This window comes from Pseudomonas sp. GW821-FHT02H06 (assembly GCF_059421525.1).
On sequence record NZ_JBWKVD010000009.1, the window covers coordinates 40008 to 52925 of the forward strand.

The following is a 12918-nucleotide window of genomic DNA, read 5'->3' on the forward strand; positions in this document are numbered from 1 at the left end:
CCATGTCTAAAGACGTACTTGAGCTGCCGCTTGATGTGACCGCGACGCGGCCTATTCTCGAACATATCGCTAATAAGTGGACGGTGCTGATCCTGAGTGTGCTTTGCACGCAGCCAGCGCGGTTCAATGATCTCAAGCGCCGGCTTGAAGGCATTACCCACAAGGCTTTGTCTGACGCATTGAAGCGCTTGGAGCGCAATGGCCTTATCAGTCGCAAAGTCCTGCCCACGCGACCGATCGGCGTCGAGTACACCATTACCGATCTAGGCTGCTCGCTTCGCGAACCATTCGCCGCCCTTTACAACTGGTCGCTCGCCAACGGCTCCGCGCTGGAAAGAGCGCAATATGTATACGACACATCAAGAAAGAGCGAAGTGTTGGAAGAGGAAATTTAACAACAGAGCGCATGCGGCTTTCTCTGCACATTTTCCAAAGTACGATCACTGCGACTTGGATGCTAAGGACGAAGGGTAGCAATCGGCCAATAGCTGTCATTCATTCGCGTCTACAGAACCAGAGGGCAATTCACCGCCTCGGTTAGCCTGTTACGAGGGGCTGCAAACGGAACTCCAAGGTGTTCAGGACGACTTTGTCACTGACACCTCGGGGCAGCTCCGGATTGGTGGGGGAGTACGCGTTCCTGCGCCCGCACATCAAGATCAGGCATTAAATATTTCTTATGAAAGGTCGATATACAGTTACAGACAACAACAGCGAGTGCCAGCAATGGATTTTTTGCGATATTTTAAAAGATTTTTTCCACGGAAAAATTCAGTCCCAACTCAGGCTGCGGCGGTTCCACCAGCCCCTATCGTCACTCCTAGAAAACCAAATCCAGAGCCGCCAAGCTTGGATTTTGATCATGCGGAGCAGCTGCGTCGAGTTGGTGGGTTAACGGTGGCCCTACACAAGAACGATATGGAACTGGATCTTCTAGACTGGGGTTACCTAGCTAGTTCAAACGGGGAAGTAACGCTAACGAAGAAAGGAAATGAATGGATAGCGGCTAGTGGCGCTTGGTCCCCACATCGACATCCAAGTATTGATCGATAAACATGTATGGACACTGAATTGCTTTGGTGCCCTGATTGTGAGGTGGTCTTCGTAAAGGGCTGCTAACGGCCAGAAGCGGTCCCTCACTTCGTTCATCGCCCATCAGACGGCAAGGCAACTGGCTTGCGGTAAGCAAGTGTCCTCCTGAGCGGCTCACCAAACTTCGGTTCGCTTCACTATCGGACAGCCGCCATTCCAATTTCTGCCGTGCTTTCTGCGCCGTCAACGCTTTCCTCTTGCTCTCTGGGAACGATCCGGACTAATTTCGGAATGTCTCAGAACGATCAAACAGGACAAGGACAGAATGACCGCAGCTTCCCCCGGCGCTGACTCAAAAAAAACCAGGCCTAACCGAGACGACTTTGCTTCCAAAACTAGGACAGCCCTCGCTTTAAGGGCAGGTTATCGATGCTCATTTTCTAAGTGTGGCATAGCAACCGCCGGGCCAAGCGACGAAGCCTCAGATAAGCATGTGAGTATAGGGGTGGCCGCTCACATAACAGCAGCTGCGCCAGGTGGAGAACGATACGATAGTGAAATGACGCAGGAACAGCGCGCGAGTATAGAAAACGGAATTTGGCTTTGCCAAACCCATAGTCGTTTGATCGATGTTAATCCTGCTTCATATCCGACTTCGCTGCTTCATCAAATGAAAACGGAGCATGAGGATGCTATAAAGTTAGAGATGGAAAGGATGAAGTCCGCGCCGCAGTCCACTGATTTCATCGCAGTAGGTCCTTACATTGTCTTTGTTGGGGAACTCGTTGCCGTAGAGGAAAAAACTTGGACGTTTTTGTTGGATCACTTCGTAATCGGCGATTTATGGCAGCTAATTGAGTACATCGACCGATTTGGTGATCTAGACGCATATGACAAATTCGTACTGGTCAACGATCTCGGCGATGGGCGTGAGCTATCTTGTCCGCCTGCGTGGTCTAAATCTGACAAGGGAACATTGATCAAGGTAGGCGTCATGGGAAGCTTTCCTCGAATCGATGCGCACCGCCTTCCGATGGACTTGGCTTTAAGCGATGAGCATGATCTTTTCATTTTGAATGGCCAACTGGCGCGAGTGAGCGGTATAGACTCTCTTCCGCAAAAGATAAAAACTTGCTTATCCACAATCCGAGGTGAGGTTTTTTATGCTCCGACTTACGGAACCCGGATCCGAGAATACTCAACGGAATTTCTCGGTTCACCTTGGTTACCAAAGCTGATAAAGCTCGAAACTATACGTATGGCATCTATTCCGTACTCAGAACAGCTGGGGATAAACGCTCCCTCCACGCCGCTTAAAGCCGTGCGTAAAGTGATAAGCGTCGACCAGATCAGCCCAGAAGGCGATGATGGATGGTTCGCTTTCCGTTTTCATCTAGATGTAGAAGGCATCGGAGTTTGGGTCAGAGAGATCAAGCTATTCGTTTCACGGAATTTATGAGCCTCAGAGGAAGCGTTAACTGTGTGGGATAGCGGGAAACAGCTTACCGTATTCGTAAGAATGCATGTGTCGGGTCTTATAGAAATCTTGGTGTCGACCGACCTTGGAATGATAGTTCGCCTGCGCTGAAAAGCCGCTATGGGTTGTGGATTCAACCGGTGGACTATAGATGCTCAAAGGCGCTCGGGTTACCGGCCACTAAGAAGCCACAGCCTGCTGCGATCCAGCGAAGTTACCCGCCGGATAAAAGCAGGCATTTAACGTAAACCCCGTTATGGAACGCGACATAAAAGCTTACGATCATAAGAGATACGTTTTTGTCGGGCAGATTGAGGCTCGCCCAGCCAAGCGTAGGAGCCGCTGGGGTGTACCCTGAGAGTTTGGCAAAGGCGCCGTACCGGGTAATCAGTTGAGTGCTTCTTGATGAACGCGTACTTCGGCCGCACGCCTTGGCATAGTAGGCGGCGGCTTTTTTAGATGTCTCGCTCTTCATTCAACTGGTCATCTAGGCTTGCTGGTCATCGTCTTGCTGACGCTGCTCTTGGGTGAGCTACGATTTGACCCAGCTGTAAGCCAAGGTACTGGCTGCTACGGTTTGACATCGCAGCAGCCAGAGGCTTGTTAGAACGCTGCCTTCAGGCGAGCGCCGGCGTAGGCCTGTGCTTCCTGAGCCTTTTCCACCACCGCAGCGGTACCGAAAAACTCGTGGGTCACGCCGTCATACAGCTTGCGCTCCACGCTTACGCCCTGGTTTCGCAACGCCTGCTCCAGTTGCGCACCGTCATCACGCAGCGGGTCGATCTCGGCGTTGATCAGAGTCACTGGCGGCAGACCGTGAAGGTTGGCGTGCACAAGATCCAAACGTGGATCCTTCAGATCGGCAGAGCTCTTGGTCACATTGGCCACGAACCAAAGCATCATGGGGCGATTGAGTGGCTTGGCGTCAGCGTACTTCAAGTACGACTCAGTGTTGGTCGTGGTCTGTCCCACTGGGTACACAGCAATCACACTCTTGGGCGAGGTCAAGCCCTGATCGCGTGCAGCCACAGCAGTGGCGAGCGCCAGATTGCCCCCGGCGCTTTCGCCGGCCAACGCTAGGCGCTTAGAGTCTCCGCCAATGCTAGCCGCATTGGTAGTGAGCCAGCGGTAGGCAGAAACAGCGTCTAGATGGGCTGCCGGGAATTTATATTCAGGCGCGCGACGGTAGTCCACTGACACCACGATAGCATTGGCCTGCTTGGCCAGGCCGCGGGCGCCACCGTCATACACGGTGCGGTCCGCGATCACCCAACCGCCGCCGTGGAAATACAGTACTACCGGGAATGGTCCGTTACCAGCAGGGGTATAGACGGTTGCTGGCAAGTTCCCTGCAGCACCGCCTACGGTGATCTCACGGGTTGTCACGCCCGGGACCAGTGCTGTGGGGCTGCTGTCACGCTTCTGGTCGGCCAGTACCTGCTTTACACCATCTGCCACAGTAGGCTGCTTACGGGCTTCGTCCGGCGTGGTTTTTTCAATGGCTTTAGGATCGAAGGCCGCTTGGGCGTTGAGCACTTTCTGCATGTCGCTGTCAGTGCGGAACAAGCTCTTGGTCGAGCTGACAGCTAATTCCGACAAAGTAGGTTTTTCCGGATCGCGAGCGCAACCGGCCAAGGTTGCCAAGCTAACGGCGGTTACTGCAGCAACCAGGGCACAACGTATTGGATGGGAAGAACGCATGGTGAATCCTCGATGGGTGCAGCTATGGCCACGAAGTGGCGGCGGGCGCTGCAGAAGCCGCGCCTACGCTTTGTCCGAGGAAAACAACTAGTGTTCAAGGCAGACAGCGTTAATACGGATCAGCGGTAGGGAGCTAAATCCAACGCTGCTGGCCGACTTTTCCCAATACGCGGTCGGCCACTAGTTGCCGTTTTCTAATCTTCCAATGCCAGGCTTTCCATACCAGGGCATACCGCACGCCCAGTAATGATCACCGATTGCGGACCGATTCAGGTGGGCTGAGATAAGCCAGCCTCGCGCTCGGTCATGACTTCCTCAATTAGTCGGCAATCCAAACAACTGCACCTCAAAGGTTATGTTATAACATCGCCACTATTTTTCATTGTCCTCAAGGAAACCTGCATGTCTCGCTGCTCCAAATTGCAATTTTGGCGCCTCCCGCCCCTTGCAACAGCTTTACTGATTGCATCGCCGGCCTACGCCATTGAAATAGATCCACAAGTGATTACCGCGAATCCCCTAGGTAACGAGCAGCTGGCTTCGCCGAGCACTGTCCTCACCGGAGATAAACTGACCCTTGCGCAAAGGGGCAGTTTGGGCGAAACCTTGAACAATCAACCAGGCGTGTCGTCGTCTTATTTCGGACCAGGCGCCAGTCGGCCAATCATCCGCGGGTTGGACGGCGATCGGATCAGGATCTTGCGTAACGGCGTTGGCGCACTGGATGCGTCGTCGCTTTCTTACGACCATGCGGTGCCGCTGGATCCTGTCAATGTTGATCGTATCGAAATCGTGCGTGGCCCCGCCGCATTGTTATATGGCGGCAGTGCCATTGGCGGCGTGGTAAATACATTGGACAACCGCATTCCTGTTGAATCCATCGAAGGCATACACGGTTCCGGTGAATTGCGATATGGCGGTGCCGACACTACGCGTAGTAGCGCCGGAAAGCTGGAAGCCGGCAACGGTCAATTTGCGCTGCACATCGATGCCAATGCTCGTAATTTTAATGACCTGCGTATCCCGGGCTACGCTCGCACCTCTGATCAACGGACCCGCGAAGAGGGAGACGATGAAAAACATCGCCTCGGCAACAGCGACGGGCGCCAAGACGGTGGTGCCGTAGGTGGTTCCTACACATGGGATGACGGTTATGCCGGAGTGTCCTACAGCAATTACGACTCTAACTACGGATCGCCTGCCGAGCAGGACGTACGCATCCGCATGGAGCAAGATCACTACGCGTTTGCTTCTGAGATCCGCAATCTGTCCGGTCCCTTCACATCTGTGAAATTAGACGCAGGGTACACAGACTACAAACACATGGAGATTGAAGACGGCGAGATAGGCACCACCTTCAAAAACAAGGGTTATGAGACTCGGGTGGAGGCCCGCCATCAGCCGATAGGACCGCTTAATGGTGTGGTGGGTGCGCAGGTGACGCGCGGTGAGTTTTCCGCGCTTGGTGACGAAGCATTTGTGCCGCAGACCGATACCAATGCTGGAGCTCTGTTCATTCTCGAAGAACTGCAATCCAGTGACCGACTCATGCTGAGCTTGGGCGGTCGCCTGGAGCACACGACAGTCGATCCGGATGCTAAGGGCAACATGCGGTTTAATAGCGCTGATCGCTCTAGCAGTTTTACTACTGGTAGCTTGTCGTCAGGCGTGGTGTATACGCTTACGCCGGTCTGGTCATTGGCAGCAACTCTGGGCTATACCGAACGTGCGCCAACGTTTTACGAGCTGTACGCCAACGGTGCACACGTTGCCACAGGCACTTACGAGGTAGGTGACGTTGACTTATCCAAGGAAAAAGCAGTGTCCAGCGACTTGGCGCTACGGTTTGACAATGGCGCCCACAAGGGCAGCGTCGGCGTATTTTATAGCCATTTTTCGAATTACATTGGACTATTGAGTAGCGGCCGATCGCTCAACGACGAGGGTGAAGAGGACGCCGACGGCATCCCGGAATTCACCTACTCAGGCGTACGTGCTCGATTTGCCGGTTTCGAAGCACAGGATCATTGGAAGCTGGCTGAGACTCGCTACGGTAACATTGCGCTGGAGCTTTCCGGTGACTATACCCGTGCTAAGAATCTGGACACTGGCGAGGCTTTGCCGCGTATCGCCCCCCTGCGACTGAACAGTGGGCTGCTGTGGGAGCTGGACAAATGGCAGGCCAGGGTCGACGTCGAGCATGCGAGCTCGCAGCACAACGTGCCGGATAATGAATCCGGCACTGACGGCTACACGACTTTAGGCGCGAGTGCAGGGTACAAATTTGACCTGGGCGGTAGCCAATGGCTGGCATTCGTTAATGGTGAAAACTTGACGAATCAGACTGTGAGGTACGCCAGCTCAATTCTTCGCGATATTGCGCCTGCTCAGGGAAGAAGTGTCGAAGTTGGTTTGCGAACAAACTTCTAACCTGCTTTCACCCAACCGCCGATACCACGTATCGGCGACCTGAGCTCAGCATGTGAAATGGTCCGCACGCGACGGCCACTCTCTCAAGCTCTGTCTGATTGCATTCAAGATGTTTCCATTGTTCGCGGAGCTGGTGGTGGGCAAGGTGCCTTTTCGCCCTAAAAGGCATCAGCCCGCAAACCCAAGGACACATTTGTCTGACTTCAAGCTCAGCCACCGAGCTTAGCTCGCCTCTGAGAATGCTTTGGTGAAGCTGATTGATGTGCTCGACCGCGTTCTGACCTTGTGCCAGATGGTGCACGTAGATTTCGCTTGTCTTGTTGACTTCCTCCCCGCCCTAAAGAGCGGGGATTCCTTCTGCAAGCGCCTGAAGTCCCAGGCGGGCGATGTTCCCGGCAGCCTGGTCAGGCGTTTGATCATTTTTTCTTTACTCAATCAGCACTTGAATGCGGGCCAGTACATCGTCCATCACCACCTCGGGGACCGCCTCTACGCGCTTACCCCCACGGGCCTCAAGGTCAACGGTGCGGATTTGATTACACAACACCACACCTTGCGTCTCGGTGCCGGAACCGCTCAGTGGCACGGCAAAGCCGGCATATCGGGCAAAATCCCCGCCTTGGGTGATGGGCGCGATCAGGACCAAGCCCGACACGTTGAACGCCGCAGGCGAAATGATCAGCGCCGGACGAAAATCGCCTTGCTGCTCACGGCCAGCGGTGGGATTCATGTTCAAGCGCACAATATCGCCACGGTTTAATTTGGCTCGCTTCACGCTTCACGCCCAACGGCTGACATCGCATTCCACGCTGCCATTTCGGCAGGATCCGGCGCGCTCAAGTCACACTGCGCCATGAGCTCGGCCAGCGCGTAATGCGGCTTGGCCTTCGCAGGCTTGAGCGTCATAACCTCGGCGGATACATCGAGTTTCAACACATCGCCACTAACCAGATTCATCAGCTTAAGCACGGTTGCAGGCAAGCGTATCGCCGCGCTATTGCCCCACTGCTGCACTTTGACTTCCATAACAGCCCCCTAAAATGTATACACATTGTAGACACCAAAAACACTAACCGCAAGTTTTTGTATAAACATAGTATCTACAATGCCAACTCCAAAGCGCGTCAGTGACCTCGTGCCTTAAGGGCAGAAATGCGCTCGATCCAGACGCCATGCACCTGAGCCTCGAGAAATAGGTACACATCGGGTTCGACTGCCTGCATGTCCTGCAGGGCCTGGATAAAACCGCGACAGAACTGATAGCCATATTCGACCTGAACCTCGGTCTGGCTGCTATACAGGTCGCGCAGGGCCACGCGCCAGGTGGCATAGGCCTGCTCACTCAAACCACGCGGCAGATCCGAGGTGTCCAGAAAATCGAGATCGGCAGGTGGCATAACCAGCTCCTAGGAGGAAAGGGACCAGGGCGCAGCAACAGGGCGGGCTTATGGTACGTCAATCCCAAGGTTTGTTACGTCCAGCAAGCAGCAAAAAAACCGCCTAGGCGGGTCCTGATGTGGGACCAACTAAACATAGTACCCGACATATCTAACCGAGATCAGTGGCCGTTTTGAGCATGTGCCTAGCTGTCTGAACCAGCTGGTCCAAACTCCAAGGCTTTTGCAGGAACGCGACTCCGGCAGGCAGATCATGACTCACTTCGGCTTCGTAGCCTGTGGTCACTATAAATGAGGGACTGGCATCTGGAGATGGCCGCCGAGCTGGAACGCTGCGGTAGGTTCCAGCAGGCCCGCATTCATATAACGCTCGCCAGTCTGTTAAAGCCCGCTGTGACACTTCCTGCCGTATGAATCAGTACAGAAAGCAGGCAATCGAGGTGGCTCAGATGGCAACAAGATCCAGTATGCGTTTGCGGCCATGATCAGCAGGACAGCACGGCTCCCCTCTTCCACCCGCTGCGCGGCCGCGCAACGGGTGCAGGGATCAGCGCCGACGGCCTCTATGCGGTGGTAGGGCACTACGCCAGAGCTGCAGGGGTAGAGGTTGCGGGACTCGTACACGGGCTGCGCGCAACGGCAGCCACCAATGCCTTGGAACACGAGGCGGATATCGCCAAGGTGCAGCCATGGCGTAAGCGGATGGCGAACACACCTACCGAACTCTAGCATTAAAGGCAATCGCGTCTGCCCGAGGGGATGCGCTTTATCTGCACACCGTCTCGAACACACCGCCATCTCGGCGACTTTGCTGCATTCAGCTCCGCCATCCTGCGCAGGGATGCAGCGCTGAGATGCACCTGTTCCAGAAATTATCGGGCGCGTCGGCGGCAAGGAAAATTAATCTCACGCCCGCGCGTGGGAGGTGAGCATTATCCTCGCGATCAGTTTTTTTCTGGAGCTTTGATATACCCAGGCACAGCTAAGGATGGGGCCTGATGGCGATCTTCAGAAGCTCGGGCTTCATGAGCCTCAGCATAGTCCTTATCAGCCTGAGCCTTCTCATCAGCGGCCTGCCCGGGATTACCCTCAACCTGTTTCTGCTCAGACGCTTGTTGATGCTTGTTGGCATCTTGCGTGTGGTCTTCGGACGATTTTTCACAGCCAGGCAAGCCAAGCGCTAATGCGAAGAGTAAAGGTAAGGGAAGTGCCTTGATCATGGAAATGCCCTCTAGGTTATCAATAACCTATTGATCTGCATGGCACAATCTTAGTTCAACATACGCTTTACCTGATGAACGGAGTACTCGTAGTGCCAAACGTTCAGATCAGGCCCGATACGCTACCACGTGGTCCATTCGCACACCGCAAATCCACGGCAAAGTGCCTAGCGATCAGGCTGAGGCGGCTGAACACAAGAACCACTTCCTAAGTGATCCGGCGGTTGCACTCTCTATTTGGCATCCGATACAACAGTATGTGGGGTAGCAAAAGGAGCGGACTTTAGATTATCGATAACGTCGACTAATAATCTCAGCAGTAAGTTCAGTCAGTTACCTAACACTATATGAAGATGACAATGGGGCGCCAGCGACTGCGTGGGGGGTAACGAGTCACAAGAAAATGTATTCGGTTGAGGACGTCCAAGATAATACCCTTGCGCATGGTCATAGCCTAGAGTACGCAACAACTCGAGATCCTGAGCAGTCTCAACGCCTTCCGCTAACACTTTGAGATCAAATGCATGCCCCAGTTTCAAAAGGGCCGTCAACACCTCCTCGCGTTGGGCTTTGTTTTCAATTCTGAGTACCTGACGGTCAACCTTCAAACAATGGAATGGAAGCTTCAGTAAATAAGCCAAGTTGGCATGACCTTGACCGAAATCGTCCAGAGCCAGTCGTACGCCCAGGTTGCAGAGACCGGAAACTGTACTCAATAGTTGATCATTTATACGCAGAGGCACGCCTTCGGTTACTTCCAATATGAGCCGATGGCTCGCGAGACCATGTTTAAGTAATGCACCCGCCACTTTCATCGGAAAATCTGTGTTGGCAAGCTGTATAGGTGAAAGGTTCACTGATATGTTGACAGCGTCATGCCAGCGGCTGGCCGCCTCACAGGATTTATCCAAAACCCAGTCACCTACAGCATTAATCAGCCCGCTGCGTTCTGCCATTGCGATGAATAAATCAGGTGGCACATTTCCGAGCTTGGGATGCTGCCAGCGAATAAGGCTTTCGTATCCAGTGAGCTGATAAGGTTCGAGTTGATACAGCGGTTGGAAGTGCAGGTCGAATTGGTCTGTTGCTAACGCCTCTCGGATATCCTCCGGGGTTAGAAGCGACTCATCGTTTTGAGAAAAAATAAATCCCGTATCCTCTAGACGATTGCGGCCACCTCTTTTAGCTCGATACAGAGCTTTGTCAGCCTGATCCAGAAGTGAGGTGCTATCGGTTAGCGCACTACTCGCACTGTGCGCTAATCCGATGCTGACAGTGATGACCGAGATGCCGTCTGTACGTCCCAGATGGGCGATGTTTAGTTCACGTATGGTTTGCAATACGTGGTGAGCGATCCTGCGGGCCTCATCATGAGAGGTATCTGGCAAAACGGCAATGAACTCTTCACCGCCGAATCGTGCTACGGCGCAAGGCGAAATGAAGCAACTGCCCAGAGCCGTGGCAACAGCTCTCAAGCACTCATCGCCTATAAGATGTCCATAATGGTCGTTAAAGCGTTTGAAATGGTCTATATCGATCAAAAATAATGCGCCCTCGGACTGTCCATCCAAATGGTTTGCCGTAAGCGCATCCAGTTGCGGTTGTATGTGCCTACGGTTAGCCAGACCGGTCAGCGAGTCGGTCTCTGAAAGGCGTTGCAAATCACTATTGGCATCTGTGAGACTAGAGGCTCTGGTTTCCTCACGTAGCCAATACAGGTAACTTCGTCTGGCTTCGGCGTTGGACCAGTAGTTGCCGAGCAATGAGAAAAAAGATGAGGATCCTATAGCGGTCATTATCAAGCCGCCAGCACTCAGGGAAATCGGGGCTGTATGCACACCCCAAGCTGTGATGGTTAAGCAAAATATGTTGTATATCAAAGCAATATTAAAAGGGCTTTTCATGCACGTATTGACATAAATAAGCATCAGCGGCCAACAAAACATGAACAGTGACTGCTCACCCGAAACAGGTTGTTCACCGTTAATTACTACGTTGTAAGCGGCTATAAATCCGGTGTATGAGGGCAACATGGAGACGTATTCTCTCCAGTGCTCCGATAACTTCTTTAGAAGCAACACACCCAGTAGAGTGCTTGGTACACATGTTCCGACCATCTGCAAAATTGCTGATACCAAATCCTTCGGATTTATGATGACCATCCATAGTGAAAAACTACCGAATGTGAAACCTCCCAAGATCAAGCACAGAATCAGGTGGTGCCGGCGGGTAGTATGGATATCGCTCTGATAACGTAGCTCCAATTGCTCAGAGAAGCGTGCAGCGCTGGTTGTTTTCTCGAGTTCTCGTTCAATCTGGCTAGCGTCTAACATAGAAAATTCCACAGCATGCACTAATGAGGCCTTGTCATGGCTATAAGCCACCATTCTACCTTGCTGCGGGTGTCGAGCCACTGGAATCTGCCCGGCGGTGATCTCCCGATTCATCTCCTGTGAAAACGAGCCTAGTTGAGATCTCGTCGATCAACTGACCGTCCAGATGCACATTTCGCGAAACTGACTGAAGACACCGCCAATGATCGTGACTAATTCGAGCTGGACAATCCCCGGACAAGCCGTGCCTATCAAAATGACCTGGAAGGCTTTTGAGAGTTTGTCGATCTGGCTTTGACCGATGAGTTTCGTGCGGTGACCCGAACGCACGTACTCGCTGGGCGCGCCCAGCTCAAACATCGCGGTTTGGCTATTACTGTAACCGTCGTGAGCGATTCATGTTTAGTCGAGAGTAGGTACGTCCCACATGACAGATGTCATGAGACGCCTGGTGATCAATTGCCGGTTCGCTGCAACCCCCGAATCGGGGGTTTTTCGTGCCTCCTAGGGGTGCAGTGGCCCAATTGCGCCAAGAAGAAATCGTGGTCGGCCCTGTGCAGGGCGCCCAGCTCGAGCGCTTCGCGCAACACCATCGTCAATCGGCTGTGCCATTCCCCGCTCTGCACTAGGGCCACGTCCATGACCTTGTCGAGGCGCATGACCAGATCCTTTCTGCAGCGACCTTGAAGCTGTTCTTTGCAGATGTAGAAAAAGTACCGAACACGCTGTGGGTACAGCACATTGGAATAGACCATCATGGCTTGCATCGCTTCACTTGCGCCGAGGTCCAGCGGGATCACAAACACGTTTGACTCCTTTGATGGGTCATTTTTCGGGCAAGTCTAACGTTTCACTGACCGACCCATACCGAGTGCGGCGCTGGCTTCAGAAAGATTGACCTTTTGGGGCTCTATTCCAGAGTGCGACCTGGCGTCAACTATAGGAACCTTGGGACAGTGCTGGACAGCGGCTGCAATCGCCTGCAGGCAGACTGACACGACGCTACCAATGATGCTGTCGTTCCTGTCGGGATGCGATTTCAAAATGCATTCATTCATTGAAGGCAAGAGTCTGCAACTGACGCTGGGGGTATTGATTATGACGTCATCTCCAAGCCTAACATTCCGACAGATCTGGCCAGGAAAGTCCCGCAAGTCATGCAGGCTCCCAACGGAGTAAGCTAAACGGAATGCTTCAGTGTTGGTAGTGTGCCCTGGAGATGCGAGCTCACCACGACCCGAAACTACCTAAGGGAGGGCAGCTCTCCGCCATAACGCCTCACTACCCTAGAGTGATCTATAGCGTTATCGGGCCTTAGCAGTACGAGA

10 protein-coding genes and 3 pseudogenes are annotated in these 12918 nt (G+C 53.3%); 5 read left to right on the plus strand and 8 right to left on the minus strand.

Annotated elements, in window-relative coordinates:
* The first annotated feature begins 2 nt into the window (after window positions 1-2).
* Together AC07VF_RS15930 and AC07VF_RS15935 are read left to right on the plus strand one after the other, a co-directional pair.
* The gene (locus AC07VF_RS15930; RefSeq protein ID WP_346627957.1) at window positions 3-395 is read left to right on the plus strand and encodes a winged helix-turn-helix transcriptional regulator; all 393 of its coding nucleotides are present in this window, start codon (window positions 3-5) and stop codon (window positions 393-395) included.
* 962 nt (window positions 396-1357) lie between these two features.
* Window positions 1358-2491 (plus strand): hypothetical protein, encoded by a 1134-nt coding sequence (locus tag AC07VF_RS15935; RefSeq protein WP_346627956.1) that lies wholly within the window; start codon window positions 1358-1360, stop codon window positions 2489-2491.
* Between the two features lie 287 nt (window positions 2492-2778).
* On the opposite strand, the pseudogene AC07VF_RS15940 reads toward AC07VF_RS15935, so the two are convergent.
* Together AC07VF_RS15940 and AC07VF_RS15945 are read right to left on the minus strand one after the other, a co-directional pair.
* A pseudogene (locus tag AC07VF_RS15940) lies at window positions 2779-3035 on the minus strand (IS3 family transposase); the annotation flags it as partial.
* Between the two features lie 77 nt (window positions 3036-3112).
* The gene (locus tag AC07VF_RS15945) at window positions 3113-4210 is read right to left on the minus strand and encodes an alpha/beta hydrolase (protein WP_346627955.1); all 1098 of its coding nucleotides are present in this window, start codon (window positions 4208-4210) and stop codon (window positions 3113-3115) included.
* Window positions 4211-4612: 402 nt separating this feature from the next.
* On the opposite strand from AC07VF_RS15945, the gene AC07VF_RS15950 reads away from it, so the two are divergent.
* Window positions 4613-6640 (plus strand): TonB-dependent receptor, encoded by a 2028-nt coding sequence (locus AC07VF_RS15950; protein WP_346627954.1) that lies wholly within the window; start codon window positions 4613-4615, stop codon window positions 6638-6640.
* 427 nt (window positions 6641-7067) lie between these two features.
* On the opposite strand, the gene AC07VF_RS15955 is transcribed toward AC07VF_RS15950, so the two are convergent.
* From AC07VF_RS15955 to AC07VF_RS15965, 3 genes are all read right to left on the minus strand, one after another.
* Window positions 7068-7415: a type II toxin-antitoxin system ChpB family toxin gene (locus tag AC07VF_RS15955; RefSeq protein WP_083232973.1), complete on the minus strand. Its 348-nt coding sequence runs from the start codon at window positions 7413-7415 to the stop codon at window positions 7068-7070.
* Window positions 7412-7666 (minus strand): AbrB/MazE/SpoVT family DNA-binding domain-containing protein, encoded by a 255-nt coding sequence (locus AC07VF_RS15960; protein ID WP_192175070.1) that lies wholly within the window; start codon window positions 7664-7666, stop codon window positions 7412-7414. The genes AC07VF_RS15955 and AC07VF_RS15960 overlap by 4 nt, the downstream gene beginning before the upstream one ends.
* Before the next feature lie 98 nt (window positions 7667-7764).
* On the minus strand, window positions 7765-8037 hold the full coding sequence (locus tag AC07VF_RS15965; RefSeq protein WP_192175071.1) for a hypothetical protein: 273 nt from the start codon (window positions 8035-8037) through the stop codon (window positions 7765-7767).
* A gap of 477 nt (window positions 8038-8514) precedes the next feature.
* On the opposite strand from AC07VF_RS15965, the pseudogene AC07VF_RS15970 reads away from it, so the two are divergent.
* A pseudogene (locus AC07VF_RS15970) lies at window positions 8515-8730 on the plus strand (tyrosine-type recombinase/integrase); the annotation flags it as partial.
* A 251-nt stretch (window positions 8731-8981) separates the two neighbouring features.
* Here AC07VF_RS15970 and AC07VF_RS15975 read toward each other — a convergent pair.
* Window positions 8982-9257 (minus strand): hypothetical protein, encoded by a 276-nt coding sequence (locus tag AC07VF_RS15975; RefSeq protein ID WP_282372379.1) that lies wholly within the window; start codon window positions 9255-9257, stop codon window positions 8982-8984.
* 329 nt (window positions 9258-9586) lie between these two features.
* Window positions 9587-11704 carry a putative bifunctional diguanylate cyclase/phosphodiesterase gene (locus AC07VF_RS15980; protein WP_282372380.1) on the minus strand — a complete coding sequence of 706 codons (2118 nt, stop codon included), beginning with the start codon at window positions 11702-11704 and terminating at the stop codon, window positions 9587-9589.
* 108 nt (window positions 11705-11812) lie between these two features.
* Here AC07VF_RS15980 and AC07VF_RS15985 point away from each other — a divergent pair.
* Window positions 11813-11962: pseudogene (locus tag AC07VF_RS15985) on the plus strand (tyrosine-type recombinase/integrase); the annotation flags it as partial.
* 83 nt (window positions 11963-12045) lie between these two features.
* Here AC07VF_RS15985 and AC07VF_RS15990 read toward each other — a convergent pair.
* Window positions 12046-12396: a hypothetical protein gene (locus AC07VF_RS15990; RefSeq protein WP_065986122.1), complete on the minus strand. Its 351-nt coding sequence runs from the start codon at window positions 12394-12396 to the stop codon at window positions 12046-12048.
* Window positions 12397-12918 lie beyond the last annotated feature (522 nt).